Origin of the sequence: Agrobacterium pusense, from assembly GCF_013285525.1 — a bacterium.
In the GTDB taxonomy this organism is placed as follows: Bacteria; Pseudomonadota; Alphaproteobacteria; order Rhizobiales; family Rhizobiaceae; genus Agrobacterium; species Agrobacterium pusense.
On sequence record NZ_CP053857.1, the window covers coordinates 627,104 to 645,979 of the forward strand.

The window sequence follows — 18,876 nt, forward strand, 5'->3', positions numbered from 1 at the left end:
ACATGCGTATCTTGCAGGTGACATCACTGTTTTCTCCCGACCGCGTAGGAGGCGCGGAGATATTCGTCGAAGACCTTGCCCGGGGTTTGGCTGGGAAAGGACATACAATCGAGGTTGCCGCCATTTCCCGGGAGCGCCAGACCGCAGAATTGCGAGACGGTTTCGCCATTCATCGGCTTGGACATACCACGCCCTTTTTCATTGGGGATTGGGAGCGGCAATCAGAATGGAAACGCAAATATTACAAGGTCGCCGTCCAGATCGATCCCCGGCTGGTGCAGCGGCTGGCGCGCGTCATTGAGGATTTTCGCCCGGATGTGGTCAATACCCATTCCCTCTCGGAACTGACGCCGCTGATCTGGCCGATGATTGGCAGACGCGGTATTCCGCTTGTGCACTCCCTGCATGATTTCACCAGCATGTGCACCAATGGCTCCCTGTTTCACGAAGGGCATATCTGCGATGGCAGGAGCAAAAAATGCCGGGCCTTCTCCTGTCTGCACCGGCGCTGCCAAGGCGCGGTGGATGCTGTCACCGGCGTTGGCAGCGACATTCTGAAACGCCATCTGGAGGCCGGTTTTTTCACGCACGTTCCTGAAAATCGCCGCGCGATAATCTGGAACGCCATCGCACAACCAGAATCGTTGAACCCCCGCAAGGCCCGTGTTGCAGGAGAACCGCTGGTTTTCGGTTATCTCGGACGTATCGAAGAACCCAAGGGCGCCGATCTCCTTATCGGGGCCATGCGGCTCCTGCCCCCGCAAGGTTGGCGAATGACCATGGCCGGTCGAGCGCCCGGCGGCATCGAAACCTATAAGCGAAAGGCATCAGGCCTGCCCGTCGACTTTCCCGGATATGTCGAGGCCGACAGTTTTTTTGCTGGCATAGATTGCCTCGTCGTGCCGCCTTTGTGGCCGGAGGCTTTCGGCAGAACGGTAGCGGAGGCCATTTTGCGCGGCGTCCCTGTCATTGGAGCCAATCTCGCCGGAGTTGCCGAACAGATTGGCCGCGGCAGGCCGGACCGCCTTTTTGCGCCAGGTAATGCCAACGAACTTGCCGCCCGTATGATCGAGGCCATGAAAAATCCTGCCGTTCTCACAGAGTTGCCGCAAACCAGAGAGCGGATTTCTCAAGGCGTCGCGCCGGAACGGGTGATTTCCGCGTATGAAAAACTTTATGCTGATCTGCGGCGGCCGATCACGGCATAGTCAGGCCGTCTCGTGGAAAAGCTGCGCATATGTCTCCGCCGCCTTTTCCCAGGAATAAAGGCTGCGGTTTTCGTAACCCGCCTGGCGCAGCGTCTCCGCAAGCGCCGGCTCGCGAATGAGCCGCTCCAGAGTTGCGACGAGACTATCGGTGTCCGAGGGATCGAAGGTCAGCGCGCCCATACCGGCAATTTCTGGTGTCGCAGAACGATTGGAGCAGACGACCGGGCATCCCAGTTGCTGCGCCTCCAGCACCGGCAGGCAGAAGCCCTCATAAGTGGAAGGCACGCAAAGGCAGGCTGCATGACGATAAAGTTCCGCCAGTTCCCGGTCATCTATGCCTGAAAGCCGGATAAGCCGGGCCTTCAATCCCAGATCGTCAAGCGTGTTGGCGATTTCTTCCGCCTCGTCGCGGCCCACATGGACAATACGCAGGTCCGGCATCGTCGGGCCCAATCGCGCAAAAGCCTTGCCCAGGAGGGCAAAATTCTTGTTCGAGGTCGCGTTTCCAACCGCCAGTATATAACGCCCCGCAATCGGCGGCGGCGCGGCCGTGGCCCCTGCATCCAGCTTCAACGTGCTGTCGGAATGAATGGTCACGCTCTTGCGGGCAGCCCCGGGATAAAAACGCGCAAGATCCATTCGCGTCGCGTCGGATACACAGGCGATCCGGTGCGAACCGGCCAGTATGAGGCGAAAAATGAAATCGGTGGTCAAGGCCGCCCGCCAGCCGATCTGCTCAGGTATGGTCTTGAAATAGAGATCGTGAACAAGGGTGATCCGACGCCTGCCGCCCAGCGGGCTGCCAAAAGGATCGGCATTAAAAAGCACGTCAATGCCTTCCCGGCGGCAAAGCACCGGCAGCGTTATGGCCTGCCGCAGCACGTCAAGCACCATGATGTGCGGCCGAGCCGTCTCTATCAGCCGCAGGCGGCTGTCACGTAATTCCGCGGGCAATTGCACCCGCGTCCAGGGCGAGCGCAGTATATAATCATCATCAGTCTGCTCCAGAAGCCGCTCCAGCAGGCTGAAGGTTACGCGGGCAACGCCGGAAGCTTTCCCGCCATACTGGCTCGGCATGTTCACGAGAATGCGCATTCCAACCTTCCACCCGTTTGGGATTGCCGCCTGTGAGCAGTGGCAGACCGCAACGTCACGCTACTTCAGACAAAAGCGCGGAGATCGTCCTGCAGGTTTCCTCGAGCGAAAAACGCCGCATCACATCTTCCCGCCCCTTCTTCGCCAGTTTTTCAGCCAACGTCGGGTCCGCCAGGATGCGGCCCAGCGCCGCGGCCAGTGCCGGCGCATCCGCAGGCGGCACAAGCAAGCCGGTTTCACCATCACGGATGATCTCGGTGACCCCACCGCCGCGAGTGGCGACAACCGGTCTTCCGCACATCATGGCCTCCACCACCACACGACCAAACGGTTCGGCAACAACTGAGGTATGGGCAACCGCGTCCATCGCCGCCATCAACTCCGTTACATCCGGGCGAAAACCGAGAAATCGGACACGGGAATCAAGACCGAGACTGGATGCCAGCGTGCGGATGCGGGCTTCGTAAGCCTCCTGCCCGAAAAGAGCGCTGCCGACGATCACGGCCTGGACCCCCTCCATTGCAGCAATCGCCTCCAGGAAAACATGCTGCCCCTTCCATTCGCTCAACCGGCCGAACAATCCGATCAGTGGCTGTGGGCCAAGGCCGAGCTCCCTGCGCAATTGCTGAGCCCTTGCGGGGTCATAAACCGACGCTTTGGCTGGGTCGAAACCGTTATAGACGATGCGGACCTTGTCCTCCTCGCCTCCCGCCTTCACAAAAGCCCTGCCCGTCTCTTGCGAATTGACGGCAACCAGCCTTGCGAAAAGACGCGAGAATGTCAGCGAAGCGCGGCGGTTTGCAGCGCTGAAGGCGGGATCGGTGACGATATCATGCAGGATCCAGATCAACGGCCGACGACTGAGCTTCGCCGCCAACGCGCAGACAAAAAGCGCCTTTTGCGAATTGGCGCAGATCACGTCATGGTTTTTTGCCTGACGGCTGAGCTGCCAGGCAACGGCCAAAACATCGACGGCCCCTCGCAGCATCGCACCGAACGACGAATCCCGCCGGATCGACAGCATTTTTTCTCCCGCAGACAGCAGAAGAGGCGGCCTGCCGCATTCCGCCAGATCGTCTGCTGCCCCACCGCCACTGAGGAAGCAGGCTCGCCAGGAGCGCGGCCCGGCCTTGACGATATCCGCCAGAAAAAGTTCGGCACCGCCCTTTTCCCCCGTGTGGCTGACGAAAAGCGCCGATGTCATGCCTTGAGCTCCACGGCATGCAGACACCAGGGATAGCACCACTCCGTCTTGCGGGCATCACCGGGGTCGGGGTCAGAACGACCGCCCCCTCCGTCAGTGGCGGCGGGATATTCGGCGGAGACAGCAATTGAGAAATAACAATACTTGATCGCGCGGAAAAAAAGTGACATTCAAACCTTCGTGCGGATCACAAATCCGACCCAGATAAAATAAAAAATCTATTTTATTTATATGATTTAGTTGAAATCGAAGAAAATTCGTGACGTGCAGTTTTATTGCGATTCAGCGTCCGGCTCCCTGTGTTTTCCCCGGGCCTCACCGCGAGGTTATTCTCAAGGGGCAGACAAGGAGACCGAAATGATGCTGCTCGAAGACAAGATATGCATATATATGACCGGAACGGAAGAGGTGCCGGTATGATCGGCGTATCGCTCGGCATTTCCCAACAAAACCGCACGGCGATGGCGGGATCAGTCGATGCGTTCTCCCCCCTGCGGGCCCGTCTTGTTGCGGGCAAGAACGCCACGATCTTTGTGAATGGCGACAGCACCGCCCACGCGGACGACGGGCCATTCCAGCAATTCGCCATCATGCTTGGCGGCCTGCATGATATCAAGGTCGTGCTTTACCACTGGGCGGAATGGCAGACCCATGCCGCGACCGGTCCCAAGGCCTATGCCGAACCAGTTATACTGCGCGCCGGCACGGGCGCGACGCTGACTGTCTATCTTGCCACGCTGCCGGTTGGCAGGCCGGGCTACATGCTTGCCGAACAGCGCATCGCGGCGCTGCAAATTCCACGCCCCGACCTTTGCATCGTGCATCACGGATATAATATGCAGAGCTTCGAAACGCCGGGCGGCATCCGAAGCCCCGGAAGGGCTGCCCTGCTTGGGCCGCTGGGCATGACCGAATGGCATTGGCCGGGCGCTGCACAGCTCATCACCACCCAAAACCCCTGGAAGGATGGAACGGGCTACGACAAGGTCTATCACACCATACTGGACGTCGCCCGGGCGCACCCGAACCTGACGCTGGTGGACACCCATGCGGCATTTATCGCAAACGGCAAGGACGCCACGCTTTACAACGACAATATTCATCCCAGCAGCACAGGTTCGGCGCTCATCGCCAGAACCTTGTTCGCCGCCTATCTGGCGTCAGCGCCGAATAGCGGCTTCGAAACTCCATGCTGGCCAAAACTATCCGCCACCAACCTGATCGCCAACGGCGATTTCACCGAATGGTCCGGGCCCGCTCCTTCAGGCTGGTCCCTTGCAGAGTCAGCCTCCGCCACCAAAAGCACGGAGGTCACCTTCTCCCCCTCGTTCGCCTATAGCCTCGCGTTGCGAGCGAATGGCAGCGAGTTCAGCGGGCTTTTCCATTATTTCCGCAACGAAGAAGCGGCCGCGATGATCGGCAAGACTCTCTCCTTTGCGGTGCTCTATAAGAACAGCGCAGGACAACGCAGCCCGTTCGTGGAGTTGGTTGCAAAAAGTGGCGGCGACCTCAGGACAATTATTTGCGCCGCCTTGCAATTTGGAGGCTCGGGCATTCTGGACGATAGCGGATGGATGTGGGCCACAGCTAACGGAATTACGGTGGATGCCGATGTCGATCCAAACGAATACAGTCTTTATCTGCGAATCCTTCCGGCCTTTGGCTATAGTGTCCCGACGTCCAATGCACCGCTTTACCTTCAAAGGATAATTGCGGTGGAAGGAGATTTGCCGAAAGGTAATCTCACCGGCTGAAGAATAAAGGAAAGGACTTGCACGCCGACGTCATCAGGATCACTATCCAACGCCTCACCACATGGTCGCGGCGCCCAACAACCTCAGGACAATTTCATTGTCTGCAGCGAAGAATAAAGGCCGCGAATGACAAGTCATGCAAATAACGGGGCTGCTTATCGATCATCGATACCAGGTTTCGTCGTGGCGATGCCGTTTTATCCTTCCAAAATCATCGGTGTGCCTGGCGTGATCCTAGCGATCTTCGTTTTTTCCATTGGCTTTTTTATTCAATGCAACATCGTGACGAGCAATATCGGACTGCGCTTCCTGAACATTAGCGACATGCTGGTGTTGGTAACGCTTCCTGTTATCGCCATTCTCTATATTCGCTGCCTCACCCCCTCAATCATTCTTCTCTATCTCGTTCCGCTGACCGTTTTTTTTCTACTTTCTACTTTCTTCGCGGATGATCGTGGCGAAGGCGAATTTTATACGACAGCGTTGACATATTTTTACGCGATTTATTTCCTCTTTTTCGCCTATATGCTTTTCAAGGAGAACCTTCTCGAATTATTCTCTTGGGGCATGTTCATCGGTTTCATCGCGGTGACTATCCTGTTGTTCCTGGATGTCGTCATTCATGACAGGCTCGCCTCGCTTGGCCTATCCTTCATGTTCGATGAGGCGTCGGTGCTGGAGTCCGCGGCTCGAGGTGAAATAAGCCCGCTATTATTACGTTTGGAGAAGGCGGGGGGAATATGGCCGGTGGGCAATACGGCCGGGCCGGCTTTCGCTCTAGCCGGTGCGGCAGCCGCTCATCTTGCGGAGCGCTACAAGCGCCCAATGCTCTTTGCTATATTTATACTGGTATATTTGGCCAGCTTCACGCTGACGCTCAATCGATCGGGCCTATTTGCCGTAATCGCGATCGGACTCTATTTTTACTTTAGAAATTTTTCGATACGAATGCTGTTCAGCACCTATTTCGGTTTCGCTCTATCTGCGCTCGTCATCGCTGCCGTTTTGCCCTTCGGAATTCTCGATTTCGCAGAACAGGCGTTCTCGAAACGCTTTGTGGAGGACAGCCACAGTACCGACAACGTGCAGGAACGATGGACAACCATCGCAGGCGGCTTCCAAGTGATGCTCGATCACCCTTTCGGCGTCGGTTTCACGGCACGAATTCAGGAGCTTACGCAGGTCGCGGGTATCGGCACGCCGCATAACGGCTTTCTGGCTACTGCCTACGCCTCCGGCATCCCGTTTTGCCTTCTAGCTGCCTTCGCACTCGTCTATACGATCCTTAGGAAACGCAAAGTCGGTTTTTTCGCCTATTCCGCGATAGCGGTCATTATCGGTTACCAATTTGAAGAACTGAATTTTAATCCCGTCTTCATGGCGCATGTGGGACTAGCACTGGCGTACGCCTCTATCGACCTCGATTTCAGGTTTTTCCTGAAGAACGCCATGATGCGGCTGACGGCAATGGCCAGCGGTGGAGGCAGCTCGGCAGTGCCATTTTCCCGGTGATAATGTTGGTGCCAATGCCAAGGAGCCGGTCACGAAATGTCGACAATTTCAATCTCCCTGTCAGCCAGTCCGACAAAGTCTCCGACCGCTCGTCCCATCAAGGCCCGCGCCACAGGAGAAACATAGGACATCGAGCCCGTGGCGGGATTGGCCTCATCCTCGCCAACGATCCGCAACCGCTGCGTGCGGCCATCGTCGCGGCGGAAGGTTACCAGATTGCCGAATGCCACAACGGCATTTGTGGGCGGATCTGGCATCACCTGAGCCGTACGGACTCGCTCCGCAAAATAACGCATGTCTCGCAATGGGCCGGCGGAAGCGCGCCGCCTTTCATTTACATCCTCGATCGCGCCAGCGGCTTCACAGGCTTCACGGGCCAATTGTAACTGCCCTTCCAGAGCTTTCAGCCCTGTCTTGGTCACCAGATTGGGATGAGGTGAAATCACCCGATCCGGCAGAACCGTTTCGGCTGCGGTCTCCGCACTGTCTTCCTTGGTAAAGGCTACACTCAATCCTGCAACTCCATTGCGACGGAATGCTGACAACAACCCCCAATCCGGAGCGATTTTGCCACTGCCGGCAGCAACGCAGCAAGAGCACAAATCCAAGAAACGATCTTTCGATGTCGATCGAACAGGAACAAGCCATCTCTCTGCGTAATATCTCCCGTCCGTCCGGAACGGAACATACCCCTCATTTCTGGCTCTAACAGGAAGCTTTTCGCGCTGTTAGGCTGTTGTTCAGGAGGAGGAAGGAAGCGACGCGAACGGACAGGAGAAGGTTTATGGCCAGAACAGTTGTGAATGCGCTTGGAGACACACTCTATTACAGCGGCAGTTCCACCGGATTTTTCTCCGCCACGGGCTCCGGCCCGCTGCTTGCCGGCACAGCCGGCAATGATTCCATGTGGGGCGACAGCTCCGTCAATGTGACAATGGCGGGCGGCACAGGGGACGATATTTATTATCTTTATTCCAGCATCAATCGCGCCGTCGAAAATGCCGGAGAGGGTATCGATACGATCGACACCTGGATGAGCTATACACTTCCCGAAAATTTTGAGAACTTGCGGGTCACCGGCGATGGCCGTTATGCCTTCGGCAATTCGCTCGACAATATCATCACCGGCGGATCTGGCAGCCAGACGATTGACGGCGGTGCCGGCAATGATGTGCTGATTGGCGGCGGCGGTGCGGATACGTTCGTATTCACGAGCGGCAATGGCACCGATCTCATCATGGATTTCAGCGCCAATGACACGATCCGCCTCAATGGCTACGGCATTACCTCCTTCGATCAGCTTGCGAGCAATGCCACGCAGCAGGGCAATGATCTGTGGCTGAATTTCTCGAATGGCGAAGCCGTCGTTTTGGCCGGAACGACCATAGACGATATCCAGTCCGATCAGTTCGAGCTCAGCCTCGACCGGTCATCCCTGACACAAACCTTTGCAGACGAGTTCGATACGCTGTCACTGCGCAACGGCGATCAGGGAACCTGGGATGCCAAATATTGGTGGGCACCGGAGAAGGGCAGTTCCCTGACGACGAATGGTGAGGAGCAGTGGTATATAAACCCGGCATATACCGGTACGTCGGAGGTAGACCCGTTCAGCGTCAGAAACGGCGTCCTGACCATAACGGCTGCCGAGACCCCGCAATCGATCGCCCACGAGGTCGAGGGATATGATTACACCTCCGGGATGCTGAACACCTATTCCTCCTTCAGCCAGACCTATGGATATTTTGAAATTCGCGCCGATATGCCGACCGATCGCGGTGCCTGGCCGGCCTTCTGGCTTTTGCCGGAAGACGGGTCGTGGCCGCCGGAACTGGACGTCATCGAAATGCGCGGCCAAAATCCCAATACGCTCATCATGTCCACACATTCGAACGCGACCGGCGAACAGACTTCTGTCATCAACAATGTCAGCGTGCCGAGCACGGAGGGGTTTCACACATACGGCGTGTTGTGGGATGCCGAACACATCACCTGGTATTTCGATGATGTCGCCGTTGCGCAAACGGATACACCTGACGATATGCATGATCCGATGTACATGGTCGTCAATCTTGCCGTCGGCGGCATGGCGGGAACACCCTCGGCAGGTGATTTCAGCGACGGTTCGCAAATGATGATCGACTACATCAGGGCCTATTCGCTCTCCGACTGGGCAGCGTGAACAGAATGCCGGCAGCCGCGTCCGCAACTGCCGGCGTCTCCGGCGTCAGCCGATCGCGGCCGTGCGCAATTCGGTTACCTCACTCTGCTGCGAGCAGTGTCCGTTCGGCGTTAAGCGTCATCAGACGCCGCGCCGTTTCGAGGCTTGCGGGCTGCTCGGCCCGATAACGACGGCCGATTTCCATCATCAGAACGGTGTCAGGCAGGAAGGTCAGTTCAGAGAAGATGCTCTCCCATTCAATGTCGCCCCAGCCGAGCGGCATATGCAGATCGCCGATGCCGAGCGCTGTGTTTTCCTGCGGAAAATAGGGCTGGTAGAAACCCTGCGGCCGGCCGAAGGAATCGTGGACATGGAGATGGCCGGCGACCGGCGCCATCGCACGAAGCTGTTCACGGAAGTCCAGGCCACGATAAGTGGATTCGAGATATGCATGGCTGAAGTCGATCAGCGCCACGACATTGTCGTGGCCGACAGCCTTAACGGTCGCTGCCACCTCAGCCGGTGTCTGGCGGTATTGGCCGGGTTCGGTGGTGAAGATATTTTCGAGCGCAATCCGCACACCATAGGGCCGGCAGAATTCCGCGAGTTCGAAAAGCGCGTCGCGTTCACGATGATCGGCTTCTGCCCGCTCGGCGATCTGGTCAGCGCGCAGCGCGCCGCCGTGCTGGACAAGAATACCCGCGCCGATGCGGTCACAGAGAACGGCAAGCGCCTTCGCGGCATCGATCTGGTAACGGCAGGTCACCGGATCCATGAAGTTGGATGAAACCAGGCCGTGCACCGTGTAACGGAAATCAAACTGCCTTGCGAGTGACACGAGACGGTCCGCGCGCTCCTCGATGATACGGCCGCCGGCAATCACGTCGAGGCTGGTGGCGGCGATTTCGACTGTGTCGCAGCCAATATCGGCAAGGGCCCGCAAATCGTTTTCAAGCGTGGCGAACTCGCCATCGTCCGAGCCGGCGTTAAAACCGGTACCAATAAGATTGCTCACTTCGTCATCTCCAGAGCTAAGAAAGTCATGCGAATTCGCGCGACCGCGCAGCGCGTCATGCCGCATCGAAAGATCAGGCCGGCCAGCACAGACATGGTCTGTCGCGGCCGAAGCGACGTGATAAGAAAAGCCCTCGCCCGCCGGCGAGGCCAACGGGTGGACCGTGGTGATGCGTCTCCATCGAGACCGATCACTCAATTAGGTTTGTTCATTTACAGCTTTATGACATTCCGCTGTGCGAAGTCCGCAAATCGACGTGGCGGAAGCGGCGCTACAGGGCTGCGGAGGAGCCGGACTGGATGTCCACCCAGTTTCGGGGGTGCGACACTCTCCAAGTTCCGATGCCCGAATTAGTGGCGGACGATATCGGCGGTTGAAGCCCGTTTTGGGCAGGAGGAGTCAACCGAGATTACGCACCATGAAATAGATCAGCAGACAATGCCCAATCGCAAGCACTGCCCATGCCCATTTCGCGACCCTGATATCGGCGTCGACGACCATGTTGCTGATTTCCGCCCGGCGTCCCGCTTCTTCCCCCTCGCGCACTTCCAACGGGCGCGGCGGGAACGCCACCCTGGCCTCCGCCTCCTCCACGACATGAAGCCTGTCTTTATGAGCTTGCGGACGTGGTTCCCCCTCGGCGCGCTCCGTCGAAAACGCACGGCTGTCGGAAGCGCTATTCACCGCCAGAAGTTGCGATGACACTCGCCTGTTGCGCATGTTACCTTGATTGGGCATCATAATTTTCCACACAATAAAAATAAAAATATGCACCGGTATTCCCCGACCAAGCCTGAGCTCTGCCAGGTGAACTACCGAACCCCCTCTGCCCGCGCGCCGCGTTCTCCCCTGAACGCGAAGCACCCCGCAATCAGCGCGCCGCGCCCGCGGGAAAACTCCGCCCGCCCGGGTGAGGTTTCGCCTCCCGCTGGATCAGGAAAACTGATTTCTCCACCGGCAGCGGCTCCACCGTCCGGTAACGCTGAAAACGTCTGGAATATTCGAACCGGATGAGCCTGTCGTCGAATTTACCCGCCAGAACGCGATAGCCGTTGACCACCTCGTTCAGGATTTCCAGTTCCTCTCCCCACAGCCAGCCGCCATAGAAAGTGCCTTCGTTCGAACGCAGCACGATCTCGAAGAAGTGTCCGCCCGCCACGGCCGGCATGCGGAAGAGAATGTCGAGATTGTCCTCATCCTGATCATCGCACTTTTCCGCCGACAGCCTTGCATGCGCGACCTTCGCGTGAACCAGCGCCGAGACCGGATAAAACGGGCGGCCCTTGAACCACATGAATTCACTAACCGCGTATCCGACGTCATCAGCACGCTGGTAAGGCTCAATACGCGGCTCGAATGCCATGTAGCTTCCGTTGAACGCTATCACTTTCGATGATCCCCGATACCTGTCGCCTGCCGGTTCCGCCCGTCATTCACGCTTCTGTTTGCGACAATAGGCAGGCGGCGTCACACCAGCGTCAAATCGAATGCTATGATGACTTTCAATTTCCCGGGCACGTTGTTAGATGGTGATTCAAGGGGGACGAAAGTGGCTGGGAACGATGAACTGATAGCGATCCGGCTTTTTGGCACCCCGCGCTGTGAAGCGGTGCGGGAGGCATTTTTTCCGTCCAAGGGTTTTGCCCTCACGGCCGCCCTGATCCTTGCTCCCAACCAGTCCCTGTCGCGCCAGCACCTCGCATCGCTGCTGTGGGAAGATGTCGAGCAAAAAAGGGCGCTGGGCAATTTGCGGCAGCTCATTCTGCGCCTTCAGAAACTCTTCAGCAACGACGAGGCCATTCTGCTGACGGAAGGGAATGATCTGAAGGCCGGAAAGCTGGCGCAGCGCACGGACCTGGCGCTTTTTCTCGCCGATGCGAGAGCCGAAGACCCGATGCGGCGGCTGAAGGCCCTTCTGGAGTTCGGCGGCGACCTTCTGGAGGGACTGGATGCCGGCCAGGACCATCTCTACCTTTGGCTGCTTTCAGAGCGTCGCCGTCTCAAGGACCTGTTTTTTTCGAGCTACACGCAGCTTCTGGAGGAGCTGACCCGCTTCGGTCGCGCCAGCTCGAATGATATCGCCAGACTTTCCGAGCGCGCGCGCAATATTGAGCCGGAGCGCGAAGAAACCTATCGTGCCGCCATGGCCTCCTATGCGCGGATCGGCAATATCAGCGGTTGCGAGAGCATGTACCAGCTGTTGCTGGAACAGCTCCGCCAGGAGGGACGCCCGCCGGAAGCCGAAACCGTCGCGCTGAGGCGGCGAATACAAAGCCTTACCGCGACAATCGCGACCCCCGCCGAGCCGGAGGAAAGCAGTCGCCGGCAATCGCTGGCAAAACCGCGCGTGGCTTTCGGCCGGCCGGCGCGGGTGGACGGGCTATCCGTTTCACCGGTGATGCAGGCCTTTGTCGAAGACGTCGCAAACAGCCTTGTGCGGTATCGGACCTTCACCGTCCTTTCACCACACAGTACCTTTGCGCTCTCGCATGACCGGGCGGATGACGGATATGCCATGTTGCGGGCCGATTATCGCATCATGTCGACAGTTTTTGACGATGCCCGCATGTCCGTGGCGCTGATTGAGGAAACGACCGGTGAAATCGTCTGGTCGCTGGAGGCGGTGCTGACCGAAAGGCACATCCACGCGGCCTTCCGGCTGCTGTCCAAACAGGTGGCTGCTGCGCTTGCGCGGGAGATCGAGCGGCTTCAGGTGGAACCGGATCGCAACCACAGTGGCGAGGCTTACCGACAATTGCTGGAGGGCCAGCAGCTTCTGCGCGGCAAATGCGACCTGCCGCTCCTGCGCAGGGCCCGCTCGATGTTCCGCAAGGCTGTCGATCTCGATCACGGAATGGCCGTCGCCCGCGCCCGCGTTGCGCAAAGTCTGCAACTGGAGTGGCTCATGCTGGGCGGTAATGACCCTCACCTGCTGCACCGCGCCAAGGCCGAGGCTGACGCCTCTGTGGAGATTGATCCGGCCCTCGGCGTCGGCCACTGGATGTGCGCGGTGGTGGCGCTTTATCAGCGGGACTTCGACATGTCCGCCGAGAAATTCTTCGAGGCGGAAGCGCTCGCCCCAAACTCAGCCGACCTGCTTCTCCAGCATGCCGATGCGCTCGCCCATTTCGGTGAGGCGGAAGTCGCGTGGGAAAAATTTCAGCAGGCTATCGACCTCAACCCGCTCGCTCCCGATATTTACTGGTGGGCTGGCGCCAGCATCGCATTCAAGCGCGAGGATTATGGGGCCGCGGTGGAACTCTGCGGTCGCATGGAAAACGATGAGCCCGCGCTGCGTGTTCTGACCGCAAGTCACGCGCTCCACGGTGATCTGGCCGCCGCCCGGGAAGCCGGCAGCAGGCTACAGGAAAACTATCCGGGCATGACGGCAAGGGAGATCAGCAGCCTGTCTCCGGACCGCGACCCGGTAGCAAACGAGAAATTTTATCAAGCGCTTCGTTTAGCCGGGATCAAATAGGAGAGAATATGTCGTCGCATTTCTTTATCGTCGGGAAAAAGGGTTTTGGCGTTCTGTTCATTCGCACCACGCCGCTCAGGGTTGCTTCGGTATCGCACGAAACGATCAACGCCTATGAGGCGAGCCACCCCGGTGTGGATGGTTACGCCCGCGTGGCTGCAGCAGCCAAGGCCATGCTTGTCCGCCAGGACGGCCAACCTGAAGCCGAGCTGGACCAGGTCCAGATTCAAGGAATCGAGGCGCTAGTCTCAGGCGGCGCCGTCGTGTCCGAAGCCGATTTCGCCTTCATCGGTGAAGTGATCGATGCCGGCTGGGATTTCAACCGCATGGTGCTGACGCCGATCGAAGCGGCACTGAAGGCAGTCGGGCCCGCGGGTTCGATCACCGGCGAATTGTTCGACGCGATCCTTGCCGACGACCCGAACGCCGCGCCCTGACGGCGATTGTGAAGCCTTGACCGCTCAAGGTCCTTCCATGTCAGCGACAACGGCCAAAGGTGATGCAGACGCTTCCATCTTCGATCCCGAGCTGCTCCGGCGGTTCGGGATTACCCGTGTCGGCGACGTGACCGGCCTCGATATTGTCGGCATACCCGTCTGGTTTGCGGTTCGCCCCAATTCGCGCGGTTTATCGGTGTCACAGGGCAAGGGACTGGTTCCGGCGCAGGCGAGGCTCTCTGCCGTGATGGAGGCGATCGAAGGCGCGGTTGCCGAGGATACCCGCAGACACACGGCCGCTTTCGGCTCAATCCAGGATATGCGCGACAGGGGTTTTCCCATAATCCCCTTCGAGAGCGTTGGCAGGGTCGATATGGACATGCTCAACCCCCAGCGTGAACGCGCGTGGGTGAAGGGAACATCGGTTCGTCGGCAGCAGGAGATCTACGCTCCCTATGAGCTGATCGGCATGGATTTTCGAGCGGATTTCCCCTGGGACCGGCAAGCCTTCCTCATGAGTTCGCAGGGCCTCGCAGCCGGTTTCAATCATGACCACGCCGTCCTCCATGCACTGCAGGAATTGATCGAAAACGACGCCTCCTTTCTCGTGGACGCTTTCGAAACCCGCGCCGTCAGCCCCAGACCTATCCTGTTCGCGACAGGCGTCGAAACATCATTCGACAGGCTTGTCCGGCATCTTTCGGACATCGGTCTGCCGCCCTCCTTCTTTGACATGACAAATGCGCTCGGCGTGCCGGTGGTGATGGCAAGCCTGCCGCGGTCGCTTCATGCGCAGGATGGACCGGCGACCCGCAGTGCTGCCGGCGCGGCCTGCCGTCCCGACGTTTACGACGCCGCGCTTGCTGCGCTACTGGAGGCGGTCCAGTCGCGGTTGACGGATATAAGCGGCGCCCGCGACGATCTCTCCCCGCTTCGTTATCGGCGTGACGGGGTTGCTTCCAGGCCCGTGGCCCACGCAGCAAATCAGGCAGAACAGGCACCGGGCAGTCTCGACTTATCGCGTTTCGAAACCTCTTTGCCGCCATGGCGCCAGCTTGCGGAACACCTTTTTGCGCGTGACATCGACGATATTCATGTTTTTACGCTGGAAACGGGCCTCTCCGGGCTGCACGTCGTGCGCGTCCTGGCAAGCGGGCTGGCCCCGCTCAGCCGCGGAGTGCAACGCCTATCGCAACGAACGCTCGAGGGTTTTCTGAAGGCCGGGGGAACGACATGAAACCGGTGGTTTTCGCGGGCCCATCCATCCACGGCATTGCCGGCCAGTTCGCCGGCCTCGATCTTCGCGGTCCGGCGGCATGCGGCGATATTCTCGATGCGGTCCGTCAAGGCATCAAGGCCATTGGGCTGATCGATGGGCTTTATGGCGATTGCGCCGCCGTCTGGCACAAGGAAATCCTTTACGCGCTTTCATCAGGCGTCACGGTTTTCGGTGCTGCCAGCATGGGCGCGCTGCGCGCGGCGGAATGCGCCGCCTTTGGCATGATCGGCATTGGTCACGTCTTCGAAGACTATCTGGATGGACGGCGTTTTTCCGATGCCGATGTGGCCGTGAACCACGCCCCAAGAGAGCTCGGTTACAGCCCGCTCACTGTCGCGCTGGTTGACGCCGAAGCAACGCTCGCGGCGTGCGGAACCTCTTTCGAGCCCGCAGAGCGGAACGCCCTGCTGCATGCCGCCCGCTCTCTGCATTTCACCCGCAGGACCTGGCGCTCCGTCACCACGGAGGCCGGTCTCGAAGCCGAAGCGACAATTCTTCTCGCCGCTCATGCTGTTTCCGTCAAACGGAACGACGCCGCCCTGCTTCTGGCCATGCTGAACGGCAGCGCGTTACCGACCCCGCCACCGCCAGGCTGGAAATTCCAGAATACTCTCTTCTTCCAACAATTGACGACCGGACGGACCGCGGGAGGACCACGCGGTGACCACTGATCGGCCTTCGCCTCTGATGGCCGATTGTGGTGGCCTCATTGAGACGATCGCGCTCTCGCTGCCCGCCGCTTGGTTTGCCGACGCCGGGATGGGCTTTACCGTTTCACCTCTTGTTCCCATCGGTAACCTGCTTTTGACCCTGCCGCGAGATGTCGCGGTTTCTCTGCTGGTTGATCGTCCGTGCCTCGCAGCCGCGCGGTGCTGGCTCGATCGTCTCGCTGTCACGTGCCAGGTGGACTTGGTGACGCTTGATGAACCCGCCACCGTTCCGCACCCGTGGATACAGGATATGTTCCATGTCCGGCTGCGCACAGACGCCCTGACACCGGAATTGGTCTCAAGCGAGGAGAGCGCTATAAGCCAGGCGCTTGCAGCTCGTTTAGGGTTCGCGACCGCAATCTCCGATGTCATCTTGCCCGGCGGCAACCAACTTGTCGGCCCGGATTACCGGCTGGTCGGCCACGCCAGCCTGCGGGGCGGCGCAGAAAGCGCGCGAAGCGCGCCGGCCACCCTTTCACGTCGTTGGCTGCAAATCGAGGCTCTTGACCCACGGGCCGTCTTCAGCTTCGGCTATAGGCCAGAAGACCTCGGCGAAACAGTCCAACCCGACCTTTCGCAGACGGGGTCCGGACCGGCAATGGCCGCCCGGAACATCCACCAGTGCGGTTTCCACGTTGATCAGTTCGTTTCGATAACCGGACTTCGGCGCGACGGGCGGCCGCTTCTGCTCGTCGCCGATCCGGAAGCCGGTGACATGCGCTACCCCCGTGCGGCCGAGGAGCTGAAACGGAAGCTGGACGCGTCTGCTCTTTCACTCGCGCGCCAGGGTTTCGCCATCCTGCGAAATCCCGTGCCGGTTTTGCCTACCATGGACACCAACAAATGCCTGCCGAGGCTCTACAACAACGTCCTCCTTGAAAACGTGACGCGCAACGGCGAGACCCAGCCGTTGGTCTGGGTTCCGCATTTTGACGATCTGGAACTGCTCGCGGACTTCGATGCGGAAAATCGGCGGATATGGGAAAGCCTTGGCTTTCGTGCGATCGGTGTTTCGGGTTTCAGTCATCTTGCAAGCCGCAACGGGGCGTTGCGGTGCGCTACAAAGGTTATAATGCGGGGCCTCTGACAATCGATTCCAGATGAAATACCCTGTTCTTTTGGCAATAAAGGTTCATAATACCCGTGGAAATTGTGTTGAATGTATACCTTCGACAATATTAATTGACGATCATCGAATTTAGCCCTCACAGCCGGAGGAATTTGTAATGCAAGCGAAACTACCCAGCCCGATCGATGTGCATGTGGGCGCGCAAATCAGAATGCGCCGCAAGTCGCTCGGCATGAGCCAGAGCGCGCTGGCCGGGCGATTGGGCATCACCTTTCAGCAGGTGCAGAAATACGAAAAAGGCGCCAATCGCGTCGGCGCATCACGCCTGCAGGCCATAGCATCCATCCTCGGTGTAGAGGTCAGTTCGCTATTCGCCAATGCCACGCCCGACGGCGGAGAAGCCAATCCGGCCCTCGGCTCGATCAACGCCATGCAGACATTTGTCGCCTCCAACGAAGGTTTTTCGCTCAACCAGGCCTTTTCGCGCATCAGGAGCGCCGCCGTGCGCAAGAGTATTGTTGCCCTCGTCACATCATTGGCAGCTTCCGAAGCCATTGAAAATGCTGGCACCGCGGAAACCAAAAACGACGATTGACGCAGGTGTGACGCTCGCGTGACGCTCGATGTGGTCGAAAATGAACAACGCGGTTTCACGCGTTCTCATACTGTCGACTGTCGAGAGGGAATCATGGTCACGCCTACCACAGCAGTACTTGAACAGGACGATGCAGACGAGATTCTGGCGCTTGGGCGGATGGTTTCCTACTTATGCCAGCGGTCGAAATCTCTGGAACTCGGCATGTCGACCTATTTCCTGGAAATGGCCTTGTTATCGCTCGCCCAGGACATCGATCAGCACGGCCTGCCGCTCACAGCCGCCGAGGCGAATGGGGGTGGTTTCGCTCCGGCCGACCTGCATTGAACAGGCGGCTGGCGTAATCTGCAGGATTGAGCGCCTCCATCTCGATCTCCGGTCACGAGACGTCGGTCCGCTTTTTTCCTGCTGCTCCGGCGCGGCCGGTCCGTCGGTAGCGCTTCCGGTTTTCTGCAAATCCAATGACAAAGGCCCGGCTTACCACCGGGCCTTTGTCATCAACAAGCGCTGCGAAAGGAAGCCCGAAGCCGCTTCGGATTTTGCGCGTCTTCGGCCGGAATATTCGACAGTCAGGATACGACCGCGCCGGGGCCTGCCACGGCACCCGCAGGCACCTTGCCCAGAATGATCATCCCGAGCACTTCGTCCTTGGTCACATCCTGGGTGCGGGCATGGCCCACCACCTTGCCGTTTTTCATCACGAACACACGATCGGCGAGATCGAAAACGTCGTGAATATCGTGGCTGATGAGAAAGATGCCGATGCCCTGCCGTTTCAGCTCCTTGACGAGATCGCCGACCTGCGCGGTCTCCTGCGGACCGAGCGCCGCCGTCGGTTCGTCCATGATAAGGATGCGGGCGTCAAAGAGAATGGCACGGGCAATGGCAACGGACTGCCGCTGGCCGCCGGACAGCGCCTTTACCGGCTCCTTGAACCGCCGAAAATTCGGGTTGAGACGCCCCATGACCTCACGCGCGGAGGCTTCCATGGCGACATCGTCCAGCGTGCCCCATTTCGTCTTCAGCTCGCGGCCGAGATAAAGATTGGCTGCCGCATCGACATTGTCGGCCACGGCAAGCGTCTGGTAGATGGTCTCGATGCCATATTTCTTGGCGTCACGGGGATTGCGGATATCCGCCTCTTCCCCATTGATGAGGATATCGCCGCTATCGCGCCGATAGGCGCCTGAGAGTATCTTGATCAGGGTCGATTTGCCTGCGCCGTTATGGCCGAGAAGGGCGACAACCTCGCCGGGGAAAAGATCGACAGAGGCGTTTTCCACCGCGTGGATGCCGCCGAAGGAAATGGAAATATTGCGCATTTCCACGAGGGGCGTGACTTGGTCCGTCATAGGAGTT

18 protein-coding genes are annotated in these 18,876 nt (G+C 58.8%); 11 read left to right on the top strand and 7 right to left on the bottom strand.

Going from position 1 to position 18,876, the window contains the following annotated elements; all coding sequences use genetic code 11:
• The first annotated feature begins 2 nt into the window (after positions 1-2).
• Complete coding sequence (locus tag HQN82_RS16500; protein WP_173615269.1) at positions 3-1,208, top strand: glycosyltransferase family 4 protein; 1,206 nt, start codon at positions 3-5, stop codon at positions 1,206-1,208.
• On the opposite strand, the gene HQN82_RS16505 is transcribed toward HQN82_RS16500, so the two are convergent.
• Together HQN82_RS16505 and HQN82_RS16510 are read right to left on the bottom strand one after the other, a co-directional pair.
• The gene (locus HQN82_RS16505) at positions 1,209-2,303 is read right to left on the bottom strand and encodes a glycosyltransferase family 4 protein (RefSeq protein ID WP_173615270.1); all 1,095 of its coding nucleotides are present in this window, start codon (positions 2,301-2,303) and stop codon (positions 1,209-1,211) included.
• Positions 2,304-2,358: 55 nt separating this feature from the next.
• The gene (locus tag HQN82_RS16510) at positions 2,359-3,507 is read right to left on the bottom strand and encodes a glycosyltransferase family 4 protein (protein ID WP_173615271.1); all 1,149 of its coding nucleotides are present in this window, start codon (positions 3,505-3,507) and stop codon (positions 2,359-2,361) included.
• 416 nt (positions 3,508-3,923) lie between these two features.
• On the opposite strand from HQN82_RS16510, the gene HQN82_RS16515 reads away from it, so the two are divergent.
• The gene (locus HQN82_RS16515) at positions 3,924-5,261 is read left to right on the top strand and encodes an SGNH/GDSL hydrolase family protein (RefSeq protein WP_173615993.1); all 1,338 of its coding nucleotides are present in this window, start codon (positions 3,924-3,926) and stop codon (positions 5,259-5,261) included.
• 126 nt (positions 5,262-5,387) lie between these two features.
• Positions 5,388-6,773, top strand: coding sequence for an O-antigen ligase family protein (locus HQN82_RS16520; RefSeq protein ID WP_173615272.1), 1,386 nt, complete (start codon positions 5,388-5,390; stop codon positions 6,771-6,773).
• A 29-nt stretch (positions 6,774-6,802) separates the two neighbouring features.
• On the opposite strand, the gene greA is transcribed toward HQN82_RS16520, so the two are convergent.
• On the bottom strand, positions 6,803-7,285 hold the full coding sequence (gene greA / locus HQN82_RS16525) for a transcription elongation factor GreA (protein ID WP_153775883.1): 483 nt from the start codon (positions 7,283-7,285) through the stop codon (positions 6,803-6,805).
• Between the two features lie 272 nt (positions 7,286-7,557).
• Here greA and eglC point away from each other — a divergent pair, with 272 nt between their 5' ends.
• On the top strand, positions 7,558-8,955 hold the full coding sequence (eglC, locus tag HQN82_RS16530; protein ID WP_173615273.1) for an endo-1,3-1,4-beta-glycanase EglC: 1,398 nt from the start codon (positions 7,558-7,560) through the stop codon (positions 8,953-8,955).
• Between the two features lie 79 nt (positions 8,956-9,034).
• Here the strand turns inward: eglC and HQN82_RS16535 are convergent, their stop codons facing one another.
• The 3 genes from HQN82_RS16535 to HQN82_RS16545 all read right to left on the bottom strand — a co-directional run bounded on the left by HQN82_RS16535 (position 9,035) and on the right by HQN82_RS16545 (position 11,312).
• Positions 9,035-9,949 carry a TIM barrel protein gene (locus tag HQN82_RS16535; protein ID WP_072493435.1) on the bottom strand — a complete coding sequence of 305 codons (915 nt, stop codon included), beginning with the start codon at positions 9,947-9,949 and terminating at the stop codon, positions 9,035-9,037.
• 399 nt (positions 9,950-10,348) lie between these two features.
• Positions 10,349-10,723, bottom strand: a complete 375-nt coding sequence (locus HQN82_RS16540; RefSeq protein WP_234904907.1) for a hypothetical protein — start codon at positions 10,721-10,723, stop codon at positions 10,349-10,351.
• 97 nt (positions 10,724-10,820) lie between these two features.
• Positions 10,821-11,312, bottom strand: coding sequence for a hypothetical protein (locus HQN82_RS16545; protein WP_004445587.1), 492 nt, complete (start codon positions 11,310-11,312; stop codon positions 10,821-10,823).
• Between the two features lie 132 nt (positions 11,313-11,444).
• On the opposite strand from HQN82_RS16545, the gene HQN82_RS16550 reads away from it, so the two are divergent.
• The 7 genes from HQN82_RS16550 (at position 11,445) to HQN82_RS16580 (ending at position 17,844) form a co-directional block, all read left to right on the top strand.
• Positions 11,445-13,427: an AfsR/SARP family transcriptional regulator gene (locus HQN82_RS16550; protein ID WP_173615274.1), complete on the top strand. Its 1,983-nt coding sequence runs from the start codon at positions 11,445-11,447 to the stop codon at positions 13,425-13,427.
• 8 nt (positions 13,428-13,435) lie between these two features.
• Complete coding sequence (locus HQN82_RS16555; RefSeq protein WP_173615275.1) at positions 13,436-13,864, top strand: hypothetical protein; 429 nt, start codon at positions 13,436-13,438, stop codon at positions 13,862-13,864.
• A 37-nt stretch (positions 13,865-13,901) separates the two neighbouring features.
• Complete coding sequence (locus HQN82_RS16560) at positions 13,902-15,101, top strand: YcaO-like family protein (protein ID WP_173615276.1); 1,200 nt, start codon at positions 13,902-13,904, stop codon at positions 15,099-15,101.
• Entirely contained in the window at positions 15,098-15,814 is a 717-nt protein-coding gene (locus tag HQN82_RS16565; protein WP_173615277.1) for a TfuA-like protein, read from the top strand. The genes HQN82_RS16560 and HQN82_RS16565 overlap by 4 nt, the downstream gene beginning before the upstream one ends.
• 16 nt (positions 15,815-15,830) lie before the next feature.
• Complete coding sequence (locus HQN82_RS16570; protein WP_173615278.1) at positions 15,831-16,940, top strand: hypothetical protein; 1,110 nt, start codon at positions 15,831-15,833, stop codon at positions 16,938-16,940.
• A gap of 139 nt (positions 16,941-17,079) precedes the next feature.
• On the top strand, positions 17,080-17,517 hold the full coding sequence (locus HQN82_RS16575; protein WP_006697702.1) for a helix-turn-helix domain-containing protein: 438 nt from the start codon (positions 17,080-17,082) through the stop codon (positions 17,515-17,517).
• Positions 17,518-17,610: 93 nt separating this feature from the next.
• A complete protein-coding gene (locus HQN82_RS16580) occupies positions 17,611-17,844 on the top strand; it encodes a hypothetical protein (RefSeq protein WP_173615279.1) in 234 nt (77 codons plus the stop codon).
• A gap of 242 nt (positions 17,845-18,086) precedes the next feature.
• Here HQN82_RS16580 and HQN82_RS16585 read toward each other — a convergent pair whose 3' ends face one another.
• The gene (locus HQN82_RS16585) at positions 18,087-18,869 is read right to left on the bottom strand and encodes an ATP-binding cassette domain-containing protein (RefSeq protein ID WP_004445595.1); all 783 of its coding nucleotides are present in this window, start codon (positions 18,867-18,869) and stop codon (positions 18,087-18,089) included.
• Positions 18,870-18,876 lie beyond the last annotated feature (7 nt).

Excerpts from the sequence above, each read along its gene's own strand:
- HQN82_RS16555 (WP_173615275.1), top strand. The coding sequence starts at position 13,436 with ATGTCGTCGCATTTCTTTATCGTCGGGAAAAAGGGTTTTGGCGTTCTG.
- HQN82_RS16565 (WP_173615277.1), top strand. The coding sequence starts at position 15,098 with ATGAAACCGGTGGTTTTCGCGGGCCCATCCATCCACGGCATTGCCGGC.
- HQN82_RS16520 (WP_173615272.1), top strand. The coding sequence starts at position 5,388 with ATGACAAGTCATGCAAATAACGGGGCTGCTTATCGATCATCGATACCA.
- HQN82_RS16505 (WP_173615270.1), bottom strand. The coding sequence starts at position 2,303 with ATGCGCATTCTCGTGAACATGCCGAGCCAGTATGGCGGGAAAGCTTCC.
- eglC (WP_173615273.1), top strand. The coding sequence starts at position 7,558 with ATGGCCAGAACAGTTGTGAATGCGCTTGGAGACACACTCTATTACAGC.
- HQN82_RS16570 (WP_173615278.1), top strand. The coding sequence starts at position 15,831 with ATGGCCGATTGTGGTGGCCTCATTGAGACGATCGCGCTCTCGCTGCCC.
- HQN82_RS16545 (WP_004445587.1), bottom strand. The coding sequence starts at position 11,312 with ATGGCATTCGAGCCGCGTATTGAGCCTTACCAGCGTGCTGATGACGTC.
- HQN82_RS16510 (WP_173615271.1), bottom strand. The coding sequence starts at position 3,507 with ATGACATCGGCGCTTTTCGTCAGCCACACGGGGGAAAAGGGCGGTGCC.
- HQN82_RS16500 (WP_173615269.1), top strand. The coding sequence starts at position 3 with ATGCGTATCTTGCAGGTGACATCACTGTTTTCTCCCGACCGCGTAGGA.
- HQN82_RS16515 (WP_173615993.1), top strand. The coding sequence starts at position 3,924 with ATGATCGGCGTATCGCTCGGCATTTCCCAACAAAACCGCACGGCGATG.
- HQN82_RS16580 (WP_173615279.1), top strand. The coding sequence starts at position 17,611 with ATGGTCACGCCTACCACAGCAGTACTTGAACAGGACGATGCAGACGAG.
- HQN82_RS16585 (WP_004445595.1), bottom strand. The coding sequence starts at position 18,869 with ATGACGGACCAAGTCACGCCCCTCGTGGAAATGCGCAATATTTCCATT.
- HQN82_RS16560 (WP_173615276.1), top strand. The coding sequence starts at position 13,902 with ATGTCAGCGACAACGGCCAAAGGTGATGCAGACGCTTCCATCTTCGAT.
- HQN82_RS16550 (WP_173615274.1), top strand. The coding sequence starts at position 11,445 with ATGACTTTCAATTTCCCGGGCACGTTGTTAGATGGTGATTCAAGGGGG.
- HQN82_RS16575 (WP_006697702.1), top strand. The coding sequence starts at position 17,080 with ATGCAAGCGAAACTACCCAGCCCGATCGATGTGCATGTGGGCGCGCAA.